The sequence below is a fragment of the Halopiger thermotolerans genome, from assembly GCF_054654555.1.
In genome coordinates this window covers 495,269-520,470 of record NZ_BAAIEU010000003.1, presented here as the reverse complement: position 1 = coordinate 520,470, position 25,202 = coordinate 495,269, and the positions used below count along the sequence as shown (strand labels likewise).

At 61.6% G+C, this 25,202-nt stretch carries 22 protein-coding genes; 5 read left to right on the top strand and 17 right to left on the bottom strand.

Annotated elements, in window-relative coordinates:
* Positions 1-140: 140 nt before the first annotated feature.
* From ACYQ26_RS07585 to ACYQ26_RS07530, 12 genes are all read right to left on the bottom strand, one after another.
* Positions 141-1,595, bottom strand: coding sequence for an amidohydrolase family protein (locus ACYQ26_RS07585; protein WP_459808266.1), 1,455 nt, complete (start codon positions 1,593-1,595; stop codon positions 141-143).
* 268 nt (positions 1,596-1,863) lie between these two features.
* On the bottom strand, positions 1,864-2,934 hold the full coding sequence (gfo6, locus tag ACYQ26_RS07580; RefSeq protein ID WP_459808265.1) for a D-xylose 1-dehydrogenase Gfo6: 1,071 nt from the start codon (positions 2,932-2,934) through the stop codon (positions 1,864-1,866).
* Between the two features lie 206 nt (positions 2,935-3,140).
* Complete coding sequence (dgoD, locus tag ACYQ26_RS07575; protein ID WP_459808264.1) at positions 3,141-4,292, bottom strand: galactonate dehydratase; 1,152 nt, start codon at positions 4,290-4,292, stop codon at positions 3,141-3,143.
* A gap of 93 nt (positions 4,293-4,385) precedes the next feature.
* Positions 4,386-5,276, bottom strand: a complete 891-nt coding sequence (locus tag ACYQ26_RS07570; protein ID WP_459808263.1) for an NAD-dependent epimerase/dehydratase family protein — start codon at positions 5,274-5,276, stop codon at positions 4,386-4,388.
* A gap of 28 nt (positions 5,277-5,304) precedes the next feature.
* Positions 5,305-6,249 (bottom strand): mannonate dehydratase, encoded by a 945-nt coding sequence (locus ACYQ26_RS07565; RefSeq protein ID WP_459808298.1) that lies wholly within the window; start codon positions 6,247-6,249, stop codon positions 5,305-5,307.
* A 10-nt stretch (positions 6,250-6,259) separates the two neighbouring features.
* Entirely contained in the window at positions 6,260-7,531 is a 1,272-nt protein-coding gene (locus ACYQ26_RS07560; RefSeq protein WP_459808262.1) for an AGE family epimerase/isomerase, read from the bottom strand.
* A gap of 3 nt (positions 7,532-7,534) precedes the next feature.
* The gene (locus ACYQ26_RS07555; RefSeq protein WP_459808261.1) at positions 7,535-8,713 is read right to left on the bottom strand and encodes an ABC transporter ATP-binding protein; all 1,179 of its coding nucleotides are present in this window, start codon (positions 8,711-8,713) and stop codon (positions 7,535-7,537) included.
* Between the two features lie 194 nt (positions 8,714-8,907).
* Entirely contained in the window at positions 8,908-10,080 is a 1,173-nt protein-coding gene (locus tag ACYQ26_RS07550) for an ISH3 family transposase (protein ID WP_459806326.1), read from the bottom strand.
* Positions 10,081-10,247: 167 nt separating this feature from the next.
* Positions 10,248-11,123, bottom strand: a complete 876-nt coding sequence (locus ACYQ26_RS07545) for a carbohydrate ABC transporter permease (RefSeq protein ID WP_459808297.1) — start codon at positions 11,121-11,123, stop codon at positions 10,248-10,250.
* The gene (locus tag ACYQ26_RS07540; RefSeq protein ID WP_459808260.1) at positions 11,123-12,070 is read right to left on the bottom strand and encodes a carbohydrate ABC transporter permease; all 948 of its coding nucleotides are present in this window, start codon (positions 12,068-12,070) and stop codon (positions 11,123-11,125) included. The genes ACYQ26_RS07545 and ACYQ26_RS07540 overlap by 1 nt, the downstream gene beginning before the upstream one ends.
* A gap of 15 nt (positions 12,071-12,085) precedes the next feature.
* A complete protein-coding gene (locus ACYQ26_RS07535) occupies positions 12,086-13,489 on the bottom strand; it encodes an extracellular solute-binding protein (protein ID WP_459808259.1) in 1,404 nt (467 codons plus the stop codon).
* A 17-nt stretch (positions 13,490-13,506) separates the two neighbouring features.
* Complete coding sequence (locus ACYQ26_RS07530; RefSeq protein ID WP_459808258.1) at positions 13,507-14,532, bottom strand: zinc-dependent alcohol dehydrogenase family protein; 1,026 nt, start codon at positions 14,530-14,532, stop codon at positions 13,507-13,509.
* Positions 14,533-14,809: 277 nt separating this feature from the next.
* Between ACYQ26_RS07530 and ACYQ26_RS07525 the strand changes: the two genes are divergently transcribed.
* The 3 genes from ACYQ26_RS07525 (at position 14,810) to ACYQ26_RS07515 (ending at position 16,741) form a co-directional block, all read left to right on the top strand.
* Positions 14,810-15,574: an IclR family transcriptional regulator gene (locus ACYQ26_RS07525; protein ID WP_459808257.1), complete on the top strand. Its 765-nt coding sequence runs from the start codon at positions 14,810-14,812 to the stop codon at positions 15,572-15,574.
* Positions 15,575-15,769: 195 nt separating this feature from the next.
* Complete coding sequence (locus ACYQ26_RS07520; protein WP_459808256.1) at positions 15,770-16,294, top strand: DUF6789 family protein; 525 nt, start codon at positions 15,770-15,772, stop codon at positions 16,292-16,294.
* A 126-nt stretch (positions 16,295-16,420) separates the two neighbouring features.
* Positions 16,421-16,741 carry a hypothetical protein gene (locus ACYQ26_RS07515; RefSeq protein WP_459808255.1) on the top strand — a complete coding sequence of 107 codons (321 nt, stop codon included), beginning with the start codon at positions 16,421-16,423 and terminating at the stop codon, positions 16,739-16,741.
* Positions 16,742-16,820: 79 nt separating this feature from the next.
* Here the strand turns inward: ACYQ26_RS07515 and ACYQ26_RS07510 are convergent, their stop codons facing one another.
* From ACYQ26_RS07510 to ACYQ26_RS07495, 4 genes are all read right to left on the bottom strand, one after another.
* The gene (locus ACYQ26_RS07510) at positions 16,821-17,030 is read right to left on the bottom strand and encodes a hypothetical protein (protein WP_459808254.1); all 210 of its coding nucleotides are present in this window, start codon (positions 17,028-17,030) and stop codon (positions 16,821-16,823) included.
* 563 nt (positions 17,031-17,593) lie between these two features.
* Entirely contained in the window at positions 17,594-18,061 is a 468-nt protein-coding gene (locus ACYQ26_RS07505; RefSeq protein ID WP_459808253.1) for a hypothetical protein, read from the bottom strand.
* A gap of 163 nt (positions 18,062-18,224) precedes the next feature.
* Complete coding sequence (locus ACYQ26_RS07500) at positions 18,225-19,028, bottom strand: aldo/keto reductase (protein WP_459808252.1); 804 nt, start codon at positions 19,026-19,028, stop codon at positions 18,225-18,227.
* A gap of 1,356 nt (positions 19,029-20,384) precedes the next feature.
* Positions 20,385-20,750, bottom strand: a complete 366-nt coding sequence (locus ACYQ26_RS07495) for a helix-turn-helix domain-containing protein (RefSeq protein ID WP_459808251.1) — start codon at positions 20,748-20,750, stop codon at positions 20,385-20,387.
* Between the two features lie 285 nt (positions 20,751-21,035).
* Between ACYQ26_RS07495 and hemG the strand changes: the two genes are divergently transcribed.
* Both hemG and hemH read left to right on the top strand, forming a co-directional pair.
* Entirely contained in the window at positions 21,036-22,298 is a 1,263-nt protein-coding gene (gene hemG, locus ACYQ26_RS07490; RefSeq protein WP_459808250.1) for a protoporphyrinogen oxidase, read from the top strand.
* A 144-nt stretch (positions 22,299-22,442) separates the two neighbouring features.
* Positions 22,443-23,516 (top strand): ferrochelatase, encoded by a 1,074-nt coding sequence (gene hemH / locus ACYQ26_RS07485; protein ID WP_459808249.1) that lies wholly within the window; start codon positions 22,443-22,445, stop codon positions 23,514-23,516.
* A gap of 57 nt (positions 23,517-23,573) precedes the next feature.
* Here hemH and hemE read toward each other — a convergent pair whose 3' ends face one another.
* A complete protein-coding gene (gene hemE / locus ACYQ26_RS07480) occupies positions 23,574-24,590 on the bottom strand; it encodes a uroporphyrinogen decarboxylase (RefSeq protein ID WP_459808248.1) in 1,017 nt (338 codons plus the stop codon).
* Positions 24,591-25,202 lie beyond the last annotated feature (612 nt).

Here is a 25,202-nt window from a genome sequence, read left to right as displayed (position 1 = left end):
CGGATCGACTCACCGTTGTCAAGGATCGCTTAGTTGTCCGGATCATTCGTCTCGACACCCCGAGGAGGGAGGCCACCTGCCCCAATAGACTGGAGAGTCTCATCGTCAGGGTGAAACCCTACATTCGTACGCGTTTCCCATTACCACATGTGTTGGTTGGTGATTCCGCGGCCGTACTGCTTCATTGCTCTCAGCAGGGGTCGTGCGGAGACACGCCGGAGTAGTGATCTGTCTGGCGGTGTACTGCCTCCAAGTGATGTTTCCCAGCCGGTATGCGTCTGGAGGCGTTTTCGTTCTCGTGCTGCGGCTCTGCGAACGCTCTCGACGTCCATCGATTCCACTGTTTGTTCCTCCATGAGAACCTCACCGTCGACGATAACCGTCTCGATATCTCCCGCCGTTACCGTGTTTGTCAGTACTGACGGAAGATTACTGTATGGCCGGTGGCGTGGGGTATCGACGTCGATGACGACCAAGTCGGCGCGTTTTCCAGATTCGAGACTCCCGACCTGGTCGTCGAGTCCGAGTGCGCGCGCAGCATCAATAGTAAGCGTTCTGAGCAAATCGTACGAGGACCACTGCTGCGCTCCGTACTCGAAGTTCGACAACAGCCGGGCGTGTTTGGCCTCTTGAATGAGGTCCCAGGAGTCGAACCAGAACGGATCGTCCAGGCCGATAACGACGTTCGCACCGAACTCTTGGAGTGCCGGGAGCGGGAACCAGGCTCGCTCCCCGGTCTGGAAGTAACTGTACACCGTCGGGCAGTGAAGGATGTGCGCACCGGCGTCGGCGAGCCGCCGCGCATCGTCCCGGTCCGCATGCAGCAGATGGGTGAGCAGCGTTCGCTCATCGAGGAGGCCGTACCGGTCAAGTAAGTCAAGTGGATCGTCAGCGCCGGTCCCCGCTGCCATCGTATCGGCTTCAGCAGAGTCGTACAGATGCGTATGAAGCGGTAAGTCGGGGTAGTCAGCCCGAAGCTCAGCGACACCCTCCCAGAGTCTCCGTGAACAGCCGGCTTCACCGCCCGGTGCAATACTCGCGGTGACACGTCCCTCGTAGCTCTCGTGATAGGTTTCGATGAATCGACGAGCAGACTCGAGCTGGTCGTCTGCGGACGCGGGATTGAGAAAGTCTGCCAGTTCTGGCCCGATCACGCCGCGTAACCCAGACTCGCCGATCGCTTCTGCTCCGATTTCTGGGGTGAAATCCATCGCGTTGACGGTTGTGACCCCGTGCGTGAGTTGTCGCAGGCAGGCGAGTTGCCACCCTGCCTCGAAGAATGAGTCACCCAGAGTTGGTTCAGCGGTGTGGTACAACGCGAACGCTTCCTTGAGTAACTCACCACCGCTGAGTTCGCTGAAGAGTCCTTGGACGAGCGTGAAATCGGTGTGGCGGTGGGCGTCGATGAGGCCGGGAATTACGACCTTGCCGCTGGCATCAATTACGTGCTCCGCGCTCGAGTCTCGATCACTAAGCTCAGTTGCTGTGACCGACGAGATGGTTCCATCTCTGACTCGAATAGAGCCGTTTTTCAGTATCTGATTCTCTCGATTCATCGTCACGACGATTGCATCGTGAACCAGGATGTCAGTCATCATTCAACTTACACTGGTAGAACTGTGAAAGTAGTTCGGGAGGGGAATCCTCGACAGACGGGTAGCATTGACGTCCGACTGTCGATGCCGTTGTCAGAACCGCTTTAGGCTGCCGGTGGGCGACCACGTGTTCACTCAATAAAGCATTCGCGCCACCTCCAGTACGATCGCAGCCCCGGCGAAGACGCCGAAATACGAGGGTGAGTTCACCACGGACGCGAGGAGGACGAACGCGAAGACGGCGATGCGACGTAGATTTTCATCTCGTTCACAGGTCAAGCTCGATTCGTTCTCCCCGCTCCGCAGATTCGTAGAGGGCACGGATGGTGTGCATGTCGACCATACCGTGTTCGCCGTCAGGTTCGAGGTCGAGACCACGTTGGAGGCGGTTGGCAAAGTAGTCGAACTCCTCGCGCATCTGGTCGACCGGTTCCGGCCGATACTCGCCCTCGATGTCCGGTCCGGATACCCGGAGTACCTTTCGGGTGTTCGGGAAGAACAGCCCCTCGAGGGTCAGTTCGCCTTCGGTGCCGACAAACCGGAGGCTCGAGGTCACTGTCGCGCTGTGCGTGACCGTACACGAGGCGAGCGTAGCGTCGGGGAACTCTAGCTGGAACGCTGCGTGCTCGTCGGTTCCGTCGTAGGCTGACTGTTCGGACTCCGTCCGGGCGTACACCGCTTGGGGATCCTCTTCTAGGATGAACCGGATCGTGTTCAGCGGGTAGATACCGATGTCATTGAGTGTCGTCCCACCGGCAAGGTCGGGGTCGAACCGCCAACTCGTCTCGTCGACGGCATCGAGGATTGTGTCCGACATGTGCCCGAGTACCGAGACGACATCGCCGATGGCACCGTTCCGGATCAATTCACGGGCGCGACGAGCTACGGGTTCGGTTTGGAGCCGGTAGGCGACCATCAGTGGGACGTCTGCCTCCTGACAGGAGTCGACGAGCGACCGAGCGTCTTCGACGGTCGCTTCCAGGGGCTTCTCGCAGAGAACCGCCTTATCGTACGCGGCCGCAGCTTCGACGTGGTCGCGGTGGAGTCCGTTCGGCGTACAGACGTAGACCGCGTCATAGGCGTCGGTCGCCACGCCGTCGGCGTACTCATCGTAGGTGAGGGTTCCTTCGATTCCCTCCAAGTCGGCCGCGACCTCCTCGGCCTTCTCCGTACTGGAACTGACCAGGACCGTCGTCGTACAATAGTCCGCGTTTTCGACGGCAGGGATCGCTTGCTCGCGGGTCCACCACCCGAGTCCGACCATGGCGAACCGGACTGGATCGGCATCCGTGGGGCGTTCCCAGTCGCGAGCACTGAAGCTGTCGAGAGTAAACTCCATGAGTGATATTCACTGCCCATAACAGATAATCTTCACGCACGAAGTCACCTATCGGGTAGAGACGATTTCTAGGAGCGTGTTTAGAATTATGAAAGATACGAATTGTGCAAGAAGATCGCTACTGATTACATTCGAAAAGTCGACGTCGAGGAAGACTCGAAAGCGGGGTCAACTACGAAAACCCAATGCTGCTCGAGGTCGCATCTTTACCACTCGGCGATTCCGCCGTCCTCGTGACGCCACACGGGATTGTACCACTTCACGTCGGCGCGCGACTGCTCGCGGACGTACGACTCGTCGACGTCGATTCCTAACCCCGGTTCGGTCGGTCGACTGACGTAGCCGTCGTCGAATTCGAACGTTTCGGGGTCTTCCAAGTACTGCAGTCCGACGCTCTCGGCCGGATCGTGAAGCGAGAGGTCCTGTTCCTGCATGACGGCGTTGTGCGAGCAGAAGACCACCTGGAGGTTCGCCGCGAAGGCGATCGGACTCAACGGACAGTGGGGAACGACGGCCACATCGAATGCGTCGGCCATCGTCGCGATTTTCCGGAGTTCCGTGATTCCGCCGACGTGGGTCACGTCGGGCTGGATGACCGTGACCGCGCCGTCCGTGAGAAGCGGTTTGAAATCGTACCGCGAGTAGAATCGCTCGCCGGTCGCAATCGGGACGCTCGTCCGCTCGGTGAGCGTCGTCAGAAACTCCGAGTGTTCCGGCAGTACCGGTTGATCGACGAACATCAATCCGTACGGTTCCAGCGCCTCGACGAGACGGCGAGCCATCGACTTCGAAACGCGCCCGTGAAAGTCGACGCCGAGGTAGAGATCGTCCCCAACGGCGTCCCGAACGGTAGCGACGCGCTGTCGCGCTCGTTCGACCGCGCTCGGGGGTTCTAATGCACGGAACTCGGCGGTCGCGTTCATCTTAATCGCTTTGTATCCCTGGTTTCGGCGGGTGATCGCCTCGTCTGCGATTTCTGCCTTGTCCTCGCCGCCGATCCACTGATGGACCATCACTCGATTCCGGACCTTCCCGCCGAGCAGTTCGTGGACCGGTGCTCCGTAGTGTTTCCCCTTAATGTCCCACAGGGCGTGGTCGATTCCCGCGAGGGCGCTCATCAGGATCGGCCCGCCGCGGTAGTACCCGCCCTGGTACATCGTCCGCCAGTGGCGTTCGATATCCAACGGATCTTCACCGAGAAGGTAGGCCTCGACGAGTTCGTCGACGGCAGTCTTGACGGTCTCGAGTCGCCCTTGGATTATCGGCTCTCCCCAGCCGACGAGGCCGTCGCTCGTCTCGAGTTTGAGAAAGAGCCACCGCGGCGGGACGGCGAAGAGTTCGTAGTCGGTGACGCGCATGCCCTACGTTTCAGCGACGGCTACTTCAAGACACGGAGTATGTGTTAGGTGGGACGTACCCCTCGCCACACTACCACTTCCGCCAGGTGGCCCTTACACCGACAGGTCGCGCCAACTGCGGTCGGGTTCCCAGTCGAGTCGCTCCTTCGCCTTCGTGAGGTCGACGATTCCCGTCTTTCCCGCGGGCATCTCGCGCACCGTCGCCTCCGGGTAGAACTCCTCGACTAGGTCGGTTGTGGGGACGTCGGCGGTGGTATCGTTCGCGACCGCCCAGAAGATTTCGTGGCCGTCGTACGTTGCCTCGGCGGCCTTTCGGGCGATGGTCGCTGCGTCGTCGATAGCGAGGTACGAGAACAGGACGTCCCGGCCCGTTGCGGGATGAGCGTCGTGAAGCGACGGCAGCGAGCGATCCGGTTCGCAGAAGTATTCGCGCATCTCCTCGTCGGTCGTCACCCACGGGTATCGGAGCGACGCGATGGTGAGGTCCGTCGAGGGGCGCCGCGCGATCCCGTCTGCGGTCACTTCCATCGCGTGTTTCGCGACCCCGTACGGATCGCTCGGCGTTCGCGGATGCTCTTCGTCGAGCGGAATGTACCGCACGTCGGCCGGCCGCTCCTGATGTTCGCTCCCCACGGCGTTGATACTCGAGGGGAGCACGACCGACTCGAGTCCGAGTCCGTCGGCTGCCTCCAAAACGTGCGTGGCGGACATCACGCTGCTCTCGTACACCCGGTAGTCCGGATCGTTGTACGGGTCTGGAATCGTCCCCATGTGGATAACGGCGTCCGCATCGGTCTTCGCGAGGGCGCCGTACGTCTCGCCTGCGTCCAGGAGATCCGTCGTGACGTATCTGTCCGACTCCTCCTCCCGCCGTTTGCCGCGGGAGATGTTGACCGTCTCGTAGCCGTGTTCGTTCAGATGGGCGAGGATCGCCTCGCCGATTTTGCCGTTGCCGCCGGTCACAGCGATCGTCTCGAGCGTCATTGTCTCGGTAGTTCGAATCCGATCTCTGTCATTCGAGCAGTCCTTTGATGTAGCCGATCGCGAATAGCCGCCCCATGTCGGTGTAGCCGGCCATCGCGTCGTCGCGATCCTGTTCGCCAACCATTCGCGGGACGTGGTCGGGGCGAATCGGTCCGTCGAAGCCGACGTCCCGATAGGCGTCGATAGCGGCTTTCATGTCGGTCGGGCCCTTGTCGTGCCACGTTTCGACGAACTTCCGCTCGTCGCCCTCGACGTCCCGGAAGTGGACGAAGTGGATCCGGTCGCCGAACTCGCGGATCGCGTCGATCGTGTCTCCCTCCATCGCGGCGAAGTTCCCCTGACAGAACGTCACGCCGTGGCGCGGACTATCGTGTAAGTCGAGGATCCGCCGGTAGTCCTCGAGAGACTGCACGATCCGGGGGACGCCGCGAACGGGCGAGGTCGGCGGGTCGTCCGGGTGCAGGGCGAGATTGACGCCGTACTCCTCGGCGACGGGCACGACTTCCTCGAGGAAGTACTCGAGGTTCTCCCACAGTTCGTCCTCGGTGATGTCAGCGGCCTCGTGGTCGGGCGCGCGCTCCATCCACTCGTGGTCGTAGCCGATGCGCTGGGAGTCGCCGCGACCGGGTACCGAGTCCGACGTCCGGACGATGCCGATCGGATTCTCGGTCCACACCCAGCAGTAGGTGTCGATCCCGAGTCGGCCCATGTTCTCGATCAGGTTCTTTACCGTCTCGATTTCGTCGTCGCGGCCCTCCTCCCCGAGGACCGTCCGCGTCATCGGCGGACGATCCTCAACGACATCTAGCGAGAAGCCGCGGTCCTCAAAGCGGGTGACGGTGCGCTGGAGGGTGTCGTACTCCCACCAGTCGTCGACGCCCCAGAAGCGCACGACGGCCGTGTCGAGGCCGAGCTGCTCGGCGATGGTCCACCGCCGATCCGGCTTCGGCGGGAGCAGTACGGTCGGATCCATGTCGTATCTGTCAGTCATCTGTAGTAGCGGTCGCGAACGGTCGGTTGTTGGACTGGCGTTCGTGCGCGGAGCGCCAACACTCGTAGAAGGCGCTCACGGGATGGTAATCGGGTTCGACGCCCGGCGGATCGGGGGCGACGAGGCCGTCGCCGTCGTCGGCTGCGAGGCGCTTCTCGTACCAGAGGCCGGCGGGGCCTCGATAGCGGTCGGCACACTCGAGGAACGTCCGGTTCCACTCCTGAAGGCGGTCTGCCGCATCAGTATCGTTGCGTGCGACGGCCCGCTCGGCGAGCGCTGCGGAGGCGCCGACGGCTTCCGCCAGCGCCCAGCCGTACTGATCGGGTACGATGGGCGTCCCGTCCGCCTCGTGCGTGTAGACGAAGCCGGTCTCGGTCCACCCGGCGTCGACGGCGGCATCGAACAGCTCTAGTCCGCGGTCGTACCAGCCGTTCCCGGGCGCGGACTCGTCGTCCGCACCGGCGTCGATCGCGGTCTCGTACCGATCGAGCAGTGCGAGGAACTTCGCCCACTCGACGTGGTGACCGGGCTGGTACCCCGGCGGCCGGAACTGGTGTCGCGGCTCGTCCTCGTTGTATCCGAAATCGTGGGTCCAGTCGTCGGCGTAATGCTCCCACAGCAGCCCGTCAGTTTCCGCCGCAAGATCCACCGTAATCGTCCGCGCGATGTGGCGCGCTCGATCGAGATACTCAGTCTCGCCGGTCGCCTCGTAGGCGGCGAGGTACGCCTCGCATGCGTGCATGTTGGCGTTCTGGCCGCGGTAGGCCTCCCGCTCGGTCCAGTCCGGATCGCAGTCGCTCCGGAGCATCCCGGCGGCGTCGCGGAACCGGTTCTCGAGCAGGTCGTGGGTCGCCTCGAGGTCGTCCTCGGCGCCGTCGATCCCGGCCTCGGCTGCCCGTGCGTACGCGAGGAGGGCGAAGGCGTGCCCGTACGCCGAGCGAGTTCGGTCGATCGGGGTGCCCTCTGCATCCACGACGAGGTGGTAGCCACCCTCGTCGCCGCGGTGTGCCTCCTCGAGGAAGGCCAGTCCGTGCTCGGCAGCGTCGAGACACCAGTCCGGGCCGTCGACGATCACGCCGACCGCGAAGTTCGCGATCGACCGGCAGGTCGCCACGAGGTGGCGCCGGTGGTCCGTGTACGGGTCCCCCGACTCCGGGTGCAACAGGCGGAAACCGCGATCCGCGAGCGCGTCCGGGTACTGCACCCGGAGCGTCGCGAGCAGGCAGCCGCGATGCGCGGTTGGCGGGAACTCGCTTGTCGTCATACGTTAGAGCTGGCTCGAGGTCGCCTCGGCGTTCTGCGACTGCTCGGCAGTCAACGCTCCGATCTCGGTGTCAAGCTTGCGCTGGTGGAGCGTCTCGCCGGTCGCCCGATCGAAGAGGTGTGCGTCCGCCGGCGGAACGTGGGCGTACAGCGTCTCGCCTTCGGCGATCGGCTGCTGACCGTCGACTTCGACGACGAACGTGTCGTCGTGCTCCTGGCCCTCGACGCGACAGTACACGTACGAGATGCTTCCCATCGGTTCGACCACGTCGACGGTGACCTCGAAGCTGTTCCGATCGACCGGCTCGTCGTGCAGTTCGACGTCTTCAGGGCGGATGCCGAGATCGAGTTCGCCGTGGCTGCCGACGCTCTCCTGCATCCGGTCCGAGAGGTCGTACCCGAACCCGTCACACTGCAGCGTGCCACCCCTCGCGGTCCCGCCGAAGAAGTTCATCGAGGGCGAGCCGATGAATCCGGCGACGAACCGGTTCGCGGGCCGGTAGAAACACTCGAGTGGCGTGCCGACCTGCTGGAGTTCGCCCTGGTTGAGGACGACCAGTCGATCGCCCATCGTCATCGCCTCCGTCTGGTCGTGCGTGACGTAGAGGGTGGTCACGCCGAGGTCGTTCTGGAGGCGGTTGATCTCCGTTCGCATCTCCGTCCGGAGCTTCGCGTCGAGGTTCGACAGCGGTTCGTCCATCAGGAAGACGTTCGGATCGCGAACGATCGCGCGACCGAGCGCGACCCGCTGTTGTTGCCCGCCGGAGAGTTCGCCCGGCTTCTTGTCCAGCAAGTTCGCAATTCCCATCGTCTCCGCCGTCGACGTCACGCTTGCTTCGATCTCGCTCGGGGACATATCCGTCGACATCTTCAGGCCGAAGGACATGTTCTCCTCGACTGTCATGTTCGGGTACAGCGCGTAGTTCTGGAACACCATCGCGATGTCCCGCGCACGCGGTCCCAGCTGGTTGACGACCGTATCGCCGATCGCGACGTCGCCTTCCGTCTGCGTTTCCAGTCCCGCGACGATCCGCATGAGCGTCGACTTCCCGCTGCCCGACGGGCCGACGAACACGACGAACTCGCCGTCGTCGATCTCGAGCGAGACGTCGTCGACCGCGACCACCGAGTTCCCGTTGTCTCCGAAGCGTTTCGTCACGTCGTCGATCGTGATTTCTGCCATTATCGGTACTTCCCGAACGTCGCTTCGTGAACTGTGCTGAGTCATGGACGAACAGAGTGAATGCCGGTGTGGTAACTGAGTGAACAGGAAGTAGAATCCACGCATGAGGAGAAGTGAAGTAAGAAGGCTGAGATACGCTGTTCTAGGCGAATGCTGTTGCTCACCAGGAGCTTGCCCAAGGCCGCGGGCTGGCGTCAGCCCGCGGCCGGCGCGTATGCTTCTGGCACACCTGTTCCGTTCATTTCGATCTCCCAAGTCCGCTCTAGCTCTTCCTCTAATGCATGTCTGATCCAGTCAGAGAACGTCTTGAACGTGAATTCCTCGGGCAGGTCGCGCCCGCCCCGCTGGGGGCGGGCGACGACCGCCCATCGAAGCACAAGCCAGAGGTTCTCCAACAGGAATCCAACCAGGACGAACGCGAAGCGGATGATTGGGTCTTGTGTCGTCGTTACCACTCGTGCTTGGCGAAATACACGGTAGCTCGTTTCGATCGCTGACCGTTTCCGATAGAGCCGTTCGACTTGTTTCGGCGTGCGATCGGCCAGATCGCACGCCACATAGCCTCGCACGACCTCGCCACTTTTCCCGCGATCTCCGGCGTGATATGACACAGCGACCGCGAGCGGGAATTCCAGTTCCCGCTCGCGGCCTTTGTACATCCGATAGGTTGTCATGTACGAGCAGTGCGTATCCAGCTTCTTCCTCATGCGCTTGCCCTTCTTTTGGACGGGAACGACAGTCGCAGCAACCTCCCGTGAGCGGCGCAGAATACGTTCGTTGTAGAAGCCGCGATCAGCCAACAGAAGCTCTATCTCGAAGGGATAGGCCTCGACGCGGTCGAGGACGCGCTCGACCGCGTCGGCCTCTTTCTCATCACTACGGACGTACGTCATCGCCAACGTCACTGGCTTTCCGTTCGAGACGAGATACGCCGTGCAGTACCGGTGGCACGTCGTTGTTCCGTCTTTCGCGTGCATGCGACAGAGTTCACCTTCTTCATCGGCGTACGTTCCGTGGTAGGGGTTATCGACGAAGTCAATGGAGACGATCCTCGACCGATCAGGGTCGAGGATCGTCATCGCTAACTCTCTGAGAAGGCGGTTAGCAACCCGCTCAAGCCACTCCCGGTTGAGCGTATGTAGCCAGTCCATGACAGTATCGTCACAGACAGCGTTGTCGTTGTCCTTGCACGTCTCCCAGATGGACGTCTGATTGACTGCTGCAAGAATGACAACAGCCCAGATATCGCCGGGATCGAGGGGCGAGCCCTCGATCCCTGGCAAGGGGAGCTGGCAGATGACGTCTTCCGCTAAATCTTTCACGTCCGAATCCGAAAGAACACCGTCTGGCTGAGGGATACTGAACACATTCACTCAACCAGACATCTTCCTCATGAGACCAACGCTTTAGCTCCAGCTCTCACACCAGTCGGGAAGTACCGATTATCGAGCCTCCGTTGTGCAGCTGTTTGCCCCCGCTGCAAGGGTCTCGTTCGCGTGCGATGCGTCCCGTCCGTGCGAGGTCGTGCGCTGGATCATTCTTTCAACACCACGCCGAAGCTGAGTCCGGCGGCCAGGTACCTGTTGACCGCGACGAGGAAGATCGCGACCGGAACGATCATCGACATCGACGCGGCCGCGAGCATGCCCCATTCGATCGACCGCGAGCCGATGAACGAGTAGACGAACAGCGTCACCGGCACCGCGTCGAAACTCGTCAACACGAGGCCGAACAGCAACTCGATCCACGCGAAGATGAAGCTGATAATCGCGACCGAGAAGATCCCGGGTTTGGCCGCCGGTAGGACGACCTTCCGGAAACCCTGGAACCGGGTCGCGCCGTCGACTCGCGCCGCCTCCTCGAGCGTCTCGGGGATACCGTCGAAGAACGCCTTCATCACCCAGATCACGAGCGAGAGGTTGATGCTGACGTACATGAGGATCATCCCGATCCGCGTGTCGAAGAGGTTGAGCTCCCGGTAGACGATGAAAAACGGGAGCACGACGGCGATCGGCGGAAGCATCCTCGAGGAGAGGATCCACACGAGCACGTCGCGCTCCATGGGGACGTCGTACCGCGAGAGGACGTACGCCGCCGGCACCCCGATCAGCAGCACGAGGACCACCGACGCCGACACCATGATCAGGCTGTTGGCGAACGCGGCGATGAAGTCCGGATTCTGGAGCAGCTGGATGTAGTTGTACACCGTCGGCAGGAAGATCCAGTCCGGCGGCAGCGCGTTCACTTCGCTGGGCGGCTTCAGCGACATCGAGGCGAGCCAGTACAGCGGGAACAGGACGATGAACGACCACGTCAGCAGGATCGCATGTCGAACGACCGTGACGACCGTCTCGCGCGTCTCTTTGTCGAGGCGCTGGGACGAGCCGGGATCGACGTCCGTGGTCGCCATCAGTCCCACACCCCCTCGAAGCCGACTTTCGCGATAACGATGTTACACAGCGCAATGACCATGACGAGGTAGACGACCGCGATCGCGGCGGCGACGGTTGGCTGGACGTTGATGAACATCTGTTCGTAGATGTTGATACTCACCAGCTGCGTGGCCGTGCCCGGTCCGCCCTGGGTCAACCCGTAGACCACGCCGAACGTCCGGAACAGGTCGATCATCCGGACGAGCGTCGCGACGAACACGACTGGCTTCATGTACGGGATGACGACGTGGACGTAGCGCCGCCACAGCGGCGCCCCGTCGACCCGCGAGGCCTCGAGCAGCGTTTCGGGGACCGACGAGAGGCCGGCATAGAAGATGATGAACATGAACGGCGTCCAGTTCCACGTATCGAGAAGGATCACCGTCAGCAGCGGCAGCTCCGAGAGGAACGCCGGCGCGGCGAAGGGGGTCACCGTCTCGATCAGGTACGGAACGATGCCGACCTCGCCGTTGAGCATGATCCGGCCGATCGTCGCGAGCGAGACGGGCGCGACCGCCATCGGGATGATAAACAGGATTCGGTAAAACGACTGCAGCCGGTTCGAATCGACGCCGGTAACGAGCGCCGCGAGGCCGAATCCGAGGACGGTCTCTAAGAGCAACGCACTGACGACGACGGTGATCGTGATGACGAACGAGTGCGTCGCGCCGGCGAGATCGAACGCCGCCTGGAAGTTCCGCAGGCCGACGAACTCGGCCTGGAAGACGTTCAGCGTCGGTTCGTCGATCAGGCTGAGATAGAGGTTGTACGCACCGGGGAAGATGGTGATCAGCACCATCACCAGCACCATCGGTGCCGTAAACCAGACCGGGAGGTGCTCGTTCCAGACTTCCCGTAGCCTGGCTATCCCCGTCGCTCTCGTCTCTCGTGTCGGTTCCGTTTGCGTTTGTGTCGGTGAGCTCATTGGTTTCGTGATCGCTTACACACTGTAGATCTTCTCCGCCACGTCCGCCGCGCGACGCATCGCATCCTCGGCGGACTTCTGGCCGTCTATCGCCCGCTGCAGTTCCTCGGAGTAGCGCTGTCCCCACCGGGGATACTGCCGGTCGAACGGGTCCGGGCTCGCCGCCTGCAACGACTCGAGCGAGACCTGCGCGAACTCCTCCCCGACGCGCGAGCGGAACTCGTCGTTCTCCCAGATCGATTGGCGCACGGAGAACGACGCGTCGGTGTGGAGGTGCATCCAGGTCGTGGTCGGTTCGGAGGTCGCCCACAGCATGAACAGGAACCCCTCTTCGGTGTTACGGGCGTTTTTCGCCATCGAAAGCTGCCACGTGTACGCGTTGGGGGAGAACTCGCCGTCGGCCGGCCGCGGCACTTTCGCGATGCCGACGTCCTCAGCGACCTGGGAGTCCGACCCCGTCAGCCCCGGCCAGAACAGGTTGGCGTCCGCGACGATGTGGCCGGCGCGGCCCTCCTGCATCGTCGTCAGCGCGTCGGACCACGACTGGGAGGCCGCTCCCTCAGGTCCGTAGTTCTGGAGCAGGTTGACGTACCACTCGGTAGCCTCGATAGCCGCCTCCGTATCGAGGCCGGAATCGTCCGAGAAGTCCGTCCAGAGCTTCCCTCCGTGCTCTCGGAGGAACGTGTTCAGCACGAAAATGTTCATTCCGTACCCCTTCTGACCGCGACCGACCGTCCCGACGACGTCCGATTCGTTCTCCTGAATCGTCGCCGCGTTCTGCTGGAACTCCTCGAGGGTCTCGGCGACCTCGAGGCCGTGTTTCTCGTAGAGGTCGGTCCGGTAGAACTGGGTCTGGACCTCGACGGTGATCGGGAGCCCGGTCCACTCGTCGGTAAAGGGGCCGCCCTGAGCCTGCCACTTCGACGCCTCGAAGATGTCGTCCGGCTGGTACCACGCCTCGTCGTACAGGCTGTCGTCGTCGAAGTACTGATCGAGGGGCTGCAGCCAGCCCGCCTCGCGGTACTGGTTGACCACCTGGTCCATGAAGAAGACGTCGAACTGCCCGGCACCGGTGCTGACGTCGGTCTGTCGTTTCGTTCGGAACTGGTTTTCGGGGAGGACGTTCCACTCGACCTCGATACCGGTGAGCTCCTCGAAGACCGAAGTCGCGGGTCTGATCGCGTCGACCCACGGATGCTGGACCGCTCCGATATTGACCGTCGATCCCTCGAACTGCTTCCAGTCGATGTCCGCGTTCTCGAACTCGCTGAGCGGAAGCTGATCGTTCGGAACGCTGAGCAGTTCGACGCTGTTTTCCGAACGGGCCTCGCCACCGCGGGTACAGCCGGCCATCCCGGCGAGAACGCCGGCGCTGGCCGCTTTCAGCACCGATCGTCGATCGTACGATGTGTCGGTCATTGTTGGTGAATCATCGGCTACCGGTTCGGGTAGATTATCTTCTTCAGCCCGTCCCGGTCTTCCATCTGTTCGAAGGCCCGTTCCAGCCCGTCCAGCGAGAACTCGTCAGTGACGAGCGTCTCCGTGTCGATCCGGCCGTTCTGGAGGAGCGCCACCGATCGAGCGAACGAGTCCGGGGTCAGCGAGTACGTACCGACGATTTCCCGCTCCTCGTAAAACACGTCGAACGGCGAGATGTCGACCGTCGCGTCTTCCGGCGGGACGCCGAACACGAGGGTTCGACCGCCCGGTCCGGTGAGTTCGTGGGCCTGCTCGATGGTGTCGGGCAGCCCGACGGCTTCGATGGCGACGTCGACCGGGCCGACGAGTTCCGGAATCTTCGCCGTCGGATCCGCGTCCGTCGGATCGACGACGTAATCTGCACCCACCTCGAGCGCCATCTCGCGTCGCTCGTCTTCGGGTTCGGAAACGACCACGGTTCCCGCGCCGCTAACCCGGAGCAGTTGCGTGAGCAATAGGCCGATCGCACCGGCGCCGACGACGACGACCGTCTCGCCGCTGGTGAGGTCGATCTGGTCGATACCGTTGACGCAGCACCCGAGCGGTTCCGCGAAGGCGGCCGTTCGGTACTCGAGGTTGCCGATCTCCTCGACGTTGCCGGCGGGAACCGTCACGTACTCCGCGAACGCTCCCTCGATAATGTGGGTGGCTGCGCCGCCGAGCGAGGTGAGATCCCGACAGAGGTTTTCGCGACCGGATTTACACGCTCGGCACTCCTGGCACGGGATAGACGGATTGATAGCGACGCGATCGCCCGCCTCGAAGGCGTCCACGTCGTTCCCCACCGCTACTACCTCGCCGGCGCTCTCGTGACCGGGGGTCATCGGATAGTCGACGGTAAGTGACCCGCTGTACATGTGCACGTCCGTCGTACAGACGCCGCAGGCGTTGACTTCGACGAGCAGTTCGTCGCCGTTTGGCTCCGGCCGTTGCCGCTCGTCGATCTCTACCGAGTTGACGTCCGTGAGTGTTGCCGATTTCATCGAACCGTCTGTTCTCCTCGAATCCAGAAGTCGCTGTTAAGCGTTTCGTGAAGAATAGAAATCGGCCGCTCTGAGCCACAGAAGCGGAAAAATATGGACTTCCTCTCTGTTTCCCTCTGGAAAACAGTCCGCAGTTCGCTGATAACGTATTGGAAACAATTCACATAATTAACGATCATGTGCATCGTACTGGATTCCCAGCGAGCCATCCCGAGCGCTGCTGTTTCGCTCTGGAAAACAATTTTATGATGCTCGGCCGTCTATCGCGACGCAATCGATGTCGAGTGAGAGTCCGAAAACTGTCGAAGCGACGGTACATTCGTTCGAAATACTAGAAGCTCTCGTCGAAGCGGATCGACCGATGGGCGTCACCGAACTGGCCGAGGCGGTCGGCCTCTCGAAAGGGGTCGTCTACAACCACTTGGGAACGCTCTCGGAACTCGGTTACGTCCGGCAAGCCGATCGGAAATATCGGCCGTCGCTCCGCCTGCTCGCGCCGGGCGAGCGGACTCGGTTGAACCACGACGTCTACCGCGTGGCACGATCGCACGTCGACAACCTCGCCGAGACGACCGATGAAGTCGTGACGCTGTTCGTCGAGGAGGACGGTCTCGGTATCTGTATGTACATGGCCGCGGGAAGGACCTCCTGGTCGCCGGACTACATCTGTGGCGACGCGCTTCCGCTGCACGTTACCGCGCCCGGGAAGGCGATTCTCGCTACGTTCGACGACGATCGTCTCGACGAGATCGTCTCGAAACGCGGCCTGCGATCGGTGACTGACAACACGATTTCGAGCGAACGGTCCCTCGAATCGGAGCTCCGATCAATCCGAGAGAACGACATTGCGTTTTCCAGAGAAGAACAGACCGACGGGGTCGTCGGCGTCGGAACCACCGTTGGGCTCGACGAGCGCGCGCCGGCCGCTGCGATCGGCGTCGCGGGACCGTCGGATCGACTGTCCGGTCGCTACCTGCAGGAGGACATCACCGGGCAGGTGATCAGTACGGCGAAGGCGATACAGGTCGACCTAACGAAGTAGTCGCGCCGGCCGTCATCGCGTTCCGCGGACGAGCTCGAGTCGAGAAACTCGAGTCCTGATTGACTCGGGCCGGGGGGTTAAATCAGTCTCATGGCTCACACAGCAATCGACGGAAAGATGTTTTCTAACTTGCCTTCGGAAGACCGTGAAAGTTCCAGCACTACGGCTAACCGCTTTACAAAAGATCAGTGAGGTATGAATGCCCAAAGCCGTACTCAGCGACGTCCCTCCGGTCAGGAAAAGCAGCAACTACTCCCGGCTCCTTCGATTCTCTTTCGCGCTTTGATTCGTGGACTGAAAGGAGGATTTATCGCAACGGCCGTCATGACGCTGTATCGGTGGCCGATTTTTCGTGCCCTTCCACCGACAGCCGAGTTTTGGGCCCAGTTTGTCGAAGGTGGAGAAGCCGATCAGTATCTCGTTCAAGGGTTAGTTCTCCACTTTCTCTACGGCGTCGGTGGCGGAGTGATCTTCGGCCCCGTCTTTGCCGTCCTCGATCGCCAGACTCGCTTCGACCGAGAGCGCTTAGGCCTTGTTACTGGGCTCGTGTACGGGCTCGCGTTATCCGTCTTTGGTCATCGCATCATCTTTCGGCGTCTTCTCGATCGAAAGTTAGAGGACGATGAAGTGCTCGTATTTCACGTTGGACATGCAATTTACGGCGTAACGCTTGGGACGTGGTTCGGATCCCGCGAACGCTTCGGCGAAGTCTACGATTGACTGTTTCGCCCGCCTATTCAATCCTTGATCGTCGACCTCCTGCCTTCGATTTGCCATACTTGATCGATGAGGGTGCATGATATTGCGCCGTCTAAAATTATACTCTCAAAATGGGTTTGAACGCTTATGACAGACCCTATAGATACGCTAACGGAGGTTGATGTCCATGACGAACTCCGAGTGACGCTCCTCAACGGCACCTCAGTCGAAGGTAAAGCCGGATCCGTTGACTATGTTCCTGAAGACCACCTCCGAATCGAGATCGAAGAAGAAGACGAGACAGAAACAACTCGATACGAGATCAGTGCGACGTACACCGATGGCGAATGGGAACGACCTCGAGTTCGAAGATACAAGCACGGTACTGAAACGGATAAGTGGATCCCCGTAGGGGAGATCGGGGATACGAAGATCACAGAACGAGACCAAGGTAGCGAGCATGTTTGATTATAGTGCACTTATAAAATAGTCCATCAATGGTACAGCGGACACGGAAGCCGATCACGGTGAGTAGCGAGGGTATGGATCAGTCGCGATCGGCGCGGATATGATCGAATTCGAACCAGATCCCGATAAGGATAGCAACGAAGAGGACGGCTATCACAGCCATCCCAATATTGTCCGACCATCCGCTAAGTGCTGGCACCACGAATCCGCCTAACCAGCCGACAAGCATTCCTCCGAGTGCGACAGATGCGATCAGTAGTATCATAAGACTATCGGTAAGCTCACTCATACCAAATTTAATGCGTCTGACAACGATAAGTACGCGCCCTGAATTGGCTATACGACTCGCAGGTAGCCGGAATTACTCGAGTTCGACATGGCGCTCAGGTCATACGGGTATGCATTAACGACAGACGACACGGTTGTCTGCGTAGCCTTCGACCAATGGACGACAGTAATGATGGTAATGACGATATCTGAATCGAACGTCGACGATCTGGAAAGTGGTGCAGCGGAGGCGCCAGAAGAACCATGCGAGTAGTTTCTTTCTTGACCGGCTCTGTGATATAGCGGATACACTGCACTTCGCTAGTCATCGTGACCACCTGGAAGGGAATCCGTCGACAGAGAAAGCGTGGGTCGACAGTCGGGCGAGTGTTAGAGAGTGACTTGCAAAGTTCGTACATTACTATGACACAGCAACCGCATTAGTTACTCAACGGACAGACGCCAGTGGCGGTGCGAAACGAGACAGTGCCCCGATATCGTAGTGTTTCGACGACAGGATATCGACCTGTAGCACCTGTTGTGGGATAGAAAGTGTAAATTCAGGTTCCCGTCCTCGCCGTCATTCTAACTGCCTGACGAACTGCCGCCCGAGCCACTCTCGTCCGCTTTCTCGGCCGCCTTCTCGCCGGCCTGTTCGGTTTTTTCGGCCGCACTCTCGGCCGTCTGCTGGACCTGCTCGCCGGCCTTCTGCGACCCTTCCTCGACGCGATTGGCCACCGTCTCGCCGCCCTCTTGGATCGTGTCGGCGGCCTGTTCGGTCATCTGCTTGGTCCGGTCAGCGGTCTCGCTCGCCACGCTCTGGAACTTCTGTTTCGGTTTCTGCGACTTTCGGAGGAAGTAGCCGGCTGCGAACGCGCCGCCGATGAGTAGCAGTAGCGGAAGCATCTTTCGACCGCTCGACTCGTTCGCCGGCTTGATCTCGACGGTCTTGTCGTTCGACTCCGTGATCGCATCGACTACTGCCTCCTGAATCTGTTCGTCCATCTCGTTCTCCGAGGACCCGACCGCTCCGCTTAGCATTGAGCGTTTCATCATTCCAGATCCCGCTAGAGCCTCGCTGCCAAAAACCGTTCTACCGGCGTTTGCGGGCAGGAACACACCTCCAGAAGGGAGAAATTCCGTTCACGGCAATCGACAGTCGACGGACCTACTGCCCGTCGGCGATATCGGGAGGCGATCTATAGCCGATCACGCATCAGCGGTTCCACGGCGCGTCGGCGGGATCGACGATGCGTCGGCGCTCCTCAATGCCGTCCAGTGTCGCCACGTCCTCGTCGTCGAGGTCCACGCCGAGACTGAGCCAGTTCTCCCGGAGGTGCGCCGTGCTCGTGGCCCTCGGAACGGCGCTTACCCCCTTCTCACGGAGCCACGCGAGGCTGATCTGTTCGGGGCTCGCCCCGTGCTTGGCGGCCACTTCTCGGATCTCGTCTACGTCCTCGACGGCGCCGCGGGCGAGCGGTGAGTACGCGACGAGCTCCACGTCGACGTCGTCTCGAGCACAGAACGCCCGAAGTTCCTCCTGCGGGAGCAGGGGGTGCATCTCGACCTGGTTGGCGAAGATCGGTTTTTCGGACACCTCGAGCGCTTCCTCGAGGTGGTCGACGGTGAAGTTACTGACGCCGATCCGTTCGACGAGTCCCTCCTCGTGGAGGGTTCCGAAGGTCGCCAGCGTCTCGTCGGCCTCGTACTCCTCGGTCGGCGAGCGGGGATACAGCATGTCGACGTACTCCATTCCGAGTCGGTCGAGGCTCTCCTCGACGCTGATTCGGATGCGCCTGGCGTCTAGGTCAGCGGGGTCGACTTTCGTCGCCACGAAGAGCTCCTCGCGGTCGACCTCGGACGCGTCGACGGCGTCGCCGACGGCGGACTCGTTGTGATAGGCTTCGCGCCGGACGGTCGTGTCGATGTGACGGTAGCCCGTCCGAAGCGCCTGTCGGACGGTTTCGCGGCACTCGTCGTACGACGCGTGGTGGTGAGTACCGAGGCCGAGCATCGGCATTCCTCGAGTTGTCGGCGCGGAAAGGGACGTAATTGCTCGCTCAATGTCGGCGGTCCCGACAGCAGCTGGGATCGCGGTCCGGGCGGAGTCCGCCTCTGGCTCGTTCGGGGTGCTTTCCGCGGTACCGCGTCCGTCGATTGGGACCTCGGTAGCGGCTACTTCGTTGCCGCTAAACGCTGTCCTTTGGCGTACCTGTGACACGATTTCTGCCAGTCCGCCGTGATCGATGTTCGATTCTGTCGTATTCCTGGCATTGTCGAGTCGCCGTCGGAGCAGATAACCCGCGACGAACGCGGCCGCGACGGGTAAGCCCTTCCGAAGCAGGCTGCCGCCTCGGCCTCGTTCGTTCCTCCGTCGGTCGTCGGTCTTCGTATCCTGTCGAAGCATTCTGCATTGCTATCGGCGACGCACATTTCAGCGTTAGGCCTGAAACACCAGTATTGTTCAGCTGTAGCTGGAGCCGTGAAGCGCACTGAACGAATAAGAGGATACCGCGATTACCGGACAAACGGTATCACAAGCCGTCTCCCCACACGACACTGCTCCCGCCTGTCCCAGCGCGATTAAACGCAGGAATAGCAGAAGCGACTACGTATGGCGAAGCGGATCACTCGCACCTCCGTTGCGACCATTCGCAACCGCCAATCGGTGTGCGAAGACCCGGATTCGCCGTTAGCTGTTTCGTGGCTAACCCGCCGATCGAGGGTCCGAGGATCCTCGAGTTCCGTTATGGATCCTCGTTGTAGACGTCGCGGATGGGGTCGCCGCTGACGTCGATGACGCCGAGCGCATCCCGGCTGGCCGCGCGGGTCAGCGCGTGATCGACAATACTCCGAAGCTGGATCATTTCCCCTACGGCCTTTCGGAGTAGATTGAGGGCAAGATTACAGCGATAGGAGGCGAAACCCCCATTGTTTTCCTCCAATCTCCAGGAGGACACGACATTGTAGTCGGCCACTATTAATAAAATACCCGTCAAAATCAGAGGTGGATAGTCTTGGGGGTTAGATACAATAAAGCTCGACTCGCGGTTGATACTCGATGTTGCAGTCTTCGGATGACGAGATACCGACCAGCTACTATGTCCTGTAGCGGCTGACCGAGAAACACGAGCCCTCAGACACGGTATTTTCCGTCGATGATGACGGCTGTCTGACTGACCTCTCCCGCTTCGGATTGTGCGGTTGGTTTAATCGTGGTGATCAAAACGTGACCGAAAAGCGGTTTCTGAGCGACAGGGTAACTTGACCAATACGGACACTACCACGACGCATAACGATCACACCCATCGCGAAACGGACAAACGGCCGGTCAATCGACGATCGGTTCGAAACGAGACGATCGAAATCGCCCGTCCTACGGTTCGCAATAGAGGGTCATACCCTTTCGAACGCACTCGATCCGCAACGGATCGTCGTAGGTCACCGTAACGTGGTCGATCGCCTGTACGTAGTGTGACGGAACGCCGCTTCGGGAGCGCTCGTTGAGCCGGCTGATCAAGCCGGCCTCGTGGAGGTTCTGTACTTTTCTGTACGCCGTCGACTGTGGCAGATCGAGTTCGTCGGCCAAATCGCCGACCGTCGACGGCTCCTCGAGGTGGAGGTAGATCGCCCTCGCGTCGTCGTCGTTGAGCAGTTCGATGAGCAGCTCCGGGTTACAGCCGAGTTCGCCGTCCCTTTCGGCACGGGCACACGCGGTCGGATCGTCGACTGTGTCGGTCATATGCGGTTCTTCGATCGTATTCCGGATACGGGTGCCGGGTCGTTCCCGCGACCTGAATACCGACCTGATCATATTCACGATTTATATCCGAGTCGTCGTTCAGTCGAGTCCGATAGGTCTGCGAATCGGCATCGTCTACGCCGACTCCGGACCTCGAGGACTGCCTTCGACAACGGAATCGTTATATCTCCGAGTTAGCAATACTCGAGAGAGAATGAGAGTGAGAGGTCGCGTTGGTGATCGCCGCGCGGGAGCGCCCCGGAGCCGATCGACGGGTGATAGCCGATGACCGTCGGCGTCGTGGGCGCCGGAATTTCGGGGCTGTCGCTCGTCCACTCCCTCGCCGATCGGGATGTCGACGTCGTCGTGTTCGAGGCGCGGGAGGAACCCGGGGGAATCATGCGGAGCCGGCGCGTCGACGGTCGGGTCGTCGAACTGGGCCCGCAGCGGTTGCGGCTCACCCCGGGCATTGAGGCGATGGTCGATGAGCTCGACCTTCACGATCGACTCCGACGAGGCGACGACGAGCAGCCGCTGTACATCTATTACGACGGGAAGCTGCGCGTCGTTCCGCTGTCCGTTCGCGAGGCCCTGACGACCGATCTCCTGAGTCCGCTGGGGAAGCTGCGGATTCTGAAGGAGCCGCTTACCGATCCGGCGCGGCCGAACGAGACGGTCGACGAGTTCCTCGTCCGGAAGTTCGGCCGCCAGGCCGCCCGCCGATTCATGGGGCCGCTGTACAGCGGCCTGTACGGCACCGACCCGCAGGACATGTTAGTCGAGTACTCGCTCGGGCGCGCGCTCGAGAACGCCGGCATCGACGGCAGCATCCTCGCGGCGATCGTTCGGCGGGTCCTCTCGGACCGCGAGACGCCGCCGATCTGTACGTTCGAGAACGGCCTCGGCGAACTGTCGGAGCGACTGTACGAGGAACACGCCGACGCGATCTCCCTCGAGACGCCGGTCACCGAAATTCGGGCGGCCAACGACGGGTATGAACTCGTCACGGACGACGGACGCGAGACCGTCGACGATGTCGTGGTGACGACGCCGGCAGGGACGAGCGCCGACCTGCTCGAGCCCGTGGATGCGGACCTTGCGGCGACGCTCGAGCGGTTCAACTACAATCCGATCGGCGTCGTCTTCCTCGAGTCGGCGTTCGACGGCGAGGGGATCGGCACGCTCGTCCCGTCGACGGAGGACGTCCCGATCAGCGGGCTCACGTGGAACGCGAGCTTCCTCGATCGCGACGGGGTATTCACCTGTTACATCGACCCGGGACGATACCCCGAGATGTCCGACAGCAGCGACGAGGAACTGGGCTCGGTCGCGGCGCAGGCGTTCGAGCGAATCACCGGCGCCGCGGCGACGCCGATTCACGTCCACCGCTGGAATCCCGGCATGCCCGCGTACGATCGCTCGTGGACCGCGATGGACGACCTCGAGTTGCCGTCGGGCGTTCACCTCTGTGCGAATTACGTCGGCCGGCCCGGCATTCCGGGCCGAATCCGAAACGCCAAGCGACTCGCCGACGAAATCGCCGAGTAACATCGCTTCGGTCTTGCGTCCGGACGACGAACCGCGTCCCAATCCCACCCGATGCTAATTCGTCGATCCCCGTTTTCGCCGGCAACACTGTCCTGTGCTGCCGAGTTCGAAGTATCTATACCGGGTGGATCCTAACCCCCGTCCATGCAAACAGGAATAGTCCTGTTGAACTTCGGTGAACCGTCGACGCCGGACCGGGACGTGGTGCTCGACTACCTCACGCGGATCTTCTACGACAACGCCTCGCTCGAGGAGGCCGACTCCGAGGAGGCCGCGTGGGAACGTTCGCGCGAACTGGCCCAGCGGCGTCTGCCCGGCCTCATGGAGGAGTACGAGGAGATCGGCGGCTCGCCGCTGCAGGAGCAAGCGGACGCACAGGCCGAGGCGCTCGCGGCCGAACTCGCCGACCGCGGCCACGACGACGACGTCGAGGTGTACCGCGCGATGCAGTTCATGGAACCGCTGATCCCCGACGTCGCCGAGGAACTGGCCGAGGACGGGATCGATTCGGTCGTCGCCGTGCCGATCTACCCGCTGTGCGGTCCCTCGACGACGGTCTCGTCGATCGACTCCCTCGAGTCCGCCATCGACGAGATCGACGGCTACGAGCCGGACGTCGCCTCGCTCACCGGGTGGCACCGATCGCCGGTCTACAACCGCATCAGGGCTGACTCGATCACGGCGTTCGCCGACGAGGAGGGACTCGACCTGCAGGATTCCGATACCGCGTTCGTCTTCTCCGCCCACGGCACGCCGACGAAGTACCTCGAGGAGGGGAGTCGGTACGACCAGTACGTCGAGGAACACGCCGAGGCGCTCGCCAGAATGCTCGGCCTCGACGACTACGAGATCGGCTACCAGAACCACGAGAACCGCGACATCTCGTGGACCGAGCCCGAGACCGAGGCGGTCGTCGAGTCGATCGGCCGCAACGACGAGGCCGAACGCGTCGTCGTCGAACCGATGAGCTTCATGCACGAGCAGTCCGAGACACTCGTCGAACTCGATATCGACCTCCGCGAGGACGCCGAGGAAGTCGGCCTCGACCTCCACCGAGTGCCGGTTCCCCACGACGATCCCCGCTTCCCGGAACTGCTCTCGGAGCTGGTCGAGCCGTTCCTATCGGGCTTCGAGCCGTCGTACTACAACCTCCGGCAGTGTCAGTGTCGCGACGAGCCCGGGACGTACTGCATGAACGCCGGCCTCGAGCCGCAGTAAGATCGTATCGGTAACGCCGAATACTGGATCGAAGTCACCTCTCGAGACGGAACCGGGTTATGCGTCGTCCGCCTTTTTCGCCGCCTCGAAGAACGCCTCGACGTTCTCGACCGGCGTGTTCCGATCGACGCCGTGGCCGAGGTTGAGAATGTGGCCTCCCTCGCCGGCGGCCGCGATGACGTCACGCGTGCGTTCCCGGACAGTATCTGGCTCCCCGTACAGCAGCGCCGGATCGAGGTTCCCCTGAATTGCGACGCCCTCGTCCGCGAGTTCCTCGCGAGCCTGCCCGATATCGACCGTCCAGTCCAGCGCGACCACGTCGGCCCCGCTGTCGGCCAACAACTCGAGGTTGCCGCTCATATTCCGGACGAACACGATCGTCGGCACGTCGACGGCCTCGAGGATCTCCCGGTGGAGCGGCAGGAGGAACTCCCGGTAGTCCGCCGGCGAGAGCAGTCCGGCGTAGGTGTCGAACAGCTGGATCGCGTCCGCGCCGGCCTCCTCCTGGTAGGTGACGTACTCGACGAGGACGTCGGTAAACGCCCGGAGCAGCCGTTCGAACGCCTCGGGGTGTTCTGCGCGGAGGCGGCGGATCGCCATGAACGTCCGCGACGAGACGCCCTCGCAGACGTATGCGCCGAGCGTGAACGGCCCGCCCGCGAAGCCGAGCACCGCCGCCTGGTCGCCCAGTTCCGCCGTCAGGCGCTCGAGGAGAGCGCCGACGTAGTCGAGTTCTTCGCGAACGTTGCCGCGATTCCGGTCCGTGTCGGCCGGCGACTCGACCGGATTCTCGACGACCGGGCCGACGCCGGACTCGAGGTGGTAGGAGAACCCGAGCGGCTCGAGCACCGTGAGAATATCGGAGTACATGACGACGCCGTCGGGACGAAACCGCTCCCAGGGCTGCAGCGAGATTTCGGCGGCGACCTCCGGCGTCGAGATCGCCTCGAGAAACGAGTAGTCCTCCCGGAGCTCCTGGTACTCGGGGAGATACCGCCCGGCCTGTCGCATCATCCACACCGGCGGCCGCTCGGTCCGTTCGCCCCGGGCCGCGTCGATGAACAGTTGTTTCATAGCCCTCGGTTGGGAGGGAAGGTGCCTAATTGTTGTGAAACGCGGCGAAACCGTACGACCGACGGTCACGACCGCGATGCGACGAGGGAACCGCCGTCGTCGATCATCCCGGTGACCGTGTCGGTTCGAACGAGTTCATCATACTTCCCTCAATTGCCGCCGAGACGAACGCGTCGTTCTCGATGTCGACGACCGGACTCGTCTTCTGGCGCCCGTTGCTGCGAGCACCGCGCTCGCGCACTGAAGCGTCACGTCGCTCCTCCCGAACGACGGTGCGGAGATCGTGCCTCGAGTACGGCACTCGTCAGTTTCCGGCGGCTTGGCTATTCGGTCGTACCGCTCTTTCGCACAATCCGATCCGGAAGCGACGATATTTTCAGTTCCGGACGTTCTCGCTCGATCGGCTTTATCCGTGGATTAATAACCCCTATTTACGTCCGGTCCGGCGGGTCATCAGCGTCATCGAGAACAGTACTGACTAAACGGAAAACGTGCGGGATGTATTCCTGAACGTGTGATCAGTACGATGTACGACGTCAGTCTAGAGTTCTGCCGGAAGCGGCTTCTGCTGTGTGATTACGTCCTTCAGATATCGTCTCCACCTCTATCTGT

What these genes read in the sequence shown, in the direction of transcription:
- ACYQ26_RS07585 (WP_459808266.1), bottom strand. Translation starts at nt 1,595, where the DNA reads ATGACTGACATCCTGGTTCACGATGCAATCGTCGTGACGATGAATCGA.
- gfo6 (WP_459808265.1), bottom strand. Translation starts at nt 2,934, where the DNA reads ATGGAGTTTACTCTCGACAGCTTCAGTGCTCGCGACTGGGAACGCCCC.
- dgoD (WP_459808264.1), bottom strand. Translation starts at nt 4,292, where the DNA reads ATGCGCGTCACCGACTACGAACTCTTCGCCGTCCCGCCGCGGTGGCTC.
- ACYQ26_RS07570 (WP_459808263.1), bottom strand. Translation starts at nt 5,276, where the DNA reads ATGACGCTCGAGACGATCGCTGTGACCGGCGGCAACGGCAAAATCGGC.
- ACYQ26_RS07565 (WP_459808298.1), bottom strand. Translation starts at nt 6,249, where the DNA reads ATGGATCCGACCGTACTGCTCCCGCCGAAGCCGGATCGGCGGTGGACC.
- ACYQ26_RS07560 (WP_459808262.1), bottom strand. Translation starts at nt 7,531, where the DNA reads ATGACGACAAGCGAGTTCCCGCCAACCGCGCATCGCGGCTGCCTGCTC.
- ACYQ26_RS07555 (WP_459808261.1), bottom strand. Translation starts at nt 8,713, where the DNA reads ATGGCAGAAATCACGATCGACGACGTGACGAAACGCTTCGGAGACAAC.
- ACYQ26_RS07545 (WP_459808297.1), bottom strand. Translation starts at nt 11,123, where the DNA reads ATGGCGACCACGGACGTCGATCCCGGCTCGTCCCAGCGCCTCGACAAA.
- ACYQ26_RS07540 (WP_459808260.1), bottom strand. Translation starts at nt 12,070, where the DNA reads ATGAGCTCACCGACACAAACGCAAACGGAACCGACACGAGAGACGAGA.
- ACYQ26_RS07535 (WP_459808259.1), bottom strand. Translation starts at nt 13,489, where the DNA reads ATGACCGACACATCGTACGATCGACGATCGGTGCTGAAAGCGGCCAGC.
- ACYQ26_RS07530 (WP_459808258.1), bottom strand. Translation starts at nt 14,532, where the DNA reads ATGAAATCGGCAACACTCACGGACGTCAACTCGGTAGAGATCGACGAG.
- ACYQ26_RS07525 (WP_459808257.1), top strand. Translation starts at nt 14,810, where the DNA reads ATGTCGAGTGAGAGTCCGAAAACTGTCGAAGCGACGGTACATTCGTTC.
- ACYQ26_RS07520 (WP_459808256.1), top strand. Translation starts at nt 15,770, where the DNA reads ATGAATGCCCAAAGCCGTACTCAGCGACGTCCCTCCGGTCAGGAAAAG.
- ACYQ26_RS07515 (WP_459808255.1), top strand. Translation starts at nt 16,421, where the DNA reads ATGACAGACCCTATAGATACGCTAACGGAGGTTGATGTCCATGACGAA.
- ACYQ26_RS07510 (WP_459808254.1), bottom strand. Translation starts at nt 17,030, where the DNA reads ATGAGTGAGCTTACCGATAGTCTTATGATACTACTGATCGCATCTGTC.
- ACYQ26_RS07505 (WP_459808253.1), bottom strand. Translation starts at nt 18,061, where the DNA reads ATGAAACGCTCAATGCTAAGCGGAGCGGTCGGGTCCTCGGAGAACGAG.
- ACYQ26_RS07500 (WP_459808252.1), bottom strand. Translation starts at nt 19,028, where the DNA reads ATGCCGATGCTCGGCCTCGGTACTCACCACCACGCGTCGTACGACGAG.
- ACYQ26_RS07495 (WP_459808251.1), bottom strand. Translation starts at nt 20,750, where the DNA reads ATGACCGACACAGTCGACGATCCGACCGCGTGTGCCCGTGCCGAAAGG.
- hemG (WP_459808250.1), top strand. Translation starts at nt 21,036, where the DNA reads ATGACCGTCGGCGTCGTGGGCGCCGGAATTTCGGGGCTGTCGCTCGTC.
- hemH (WP_459808249.1), top strand. Translation starts at nt 22,443, where the DNA reads ATGCAAACAGGAATAGTCCTGTTGAACTTCGGTGAACCGTCGACGCCG.
- hemE (WP_459808248.1), bottom strand. Translation starts at nt 24,590, where the DNA reads ATGAAACAACTGTTCATCGACGCGGCCCGGGGCGAACGGACCGAGCGG.